Origin of the sequence: Yokenella regensburgei ATCC 49455, from assembly GCF_000735455.1 — a bacterium.
Lineage (GTDB): Bacteria > Pseudomonadota > Gammaproteobacteria > Enterobacterales > Enterobacteriaceae > Yokenella > Yokenella regensburgei.
In genome coordinates this window covers 1-253 of record NZ_JMPS01000059.1, presented here as the reverse complement: position 1 = coordinate 253, position 253 = coordinate 1, and the positions used below count along the sequence as shown (strand labels likewise).

Below are 253 nucleotides of genomic sequence, written 5' to 3'. Positions count from 1 at the left end.
TTCTACAGTAGAAGCAGCTACCAGAACTTCAGAACCGTTCGGTGCAATTACCTGTGCGTAAATATGACGCGGGGTACGATGTACCACCAGGCGAGTTGCACCCAGCTCCTGGAGCTTGCGGCGTGCGCGGGTCGCACGACGGATACGAGCAGATTTCTTATCCATAGTGTTACCTTACTTCTTCTTAGCCTCTTTGGTACGCACGACTTCGTCGGCGTAACGAACACCCTTGCCTTTGTAAGGCTCAGGACGA

General features: G+C 53.0%; 1 protein-coding gene and 1 pseudogene. Both read right to left on the bottom strand.

Going from position 1 to position 253, the window contains the following annotated elements:
- Positions 1-165: 50S ribosomal protein L18 (locus tag GYRE_RS14360; protein WP_038256178.1), on the bottom strand; the 165-nt coding region annotated here is incomplete at its 3' end.
- A 9-nt stretch (positions 166-174) separates the two neighbouring features.
- Positions 175-253: pseudogene (locus GYRE_RS14355) on the bottom strand (50S ribosomal protein L6); the annotation flags it as partial.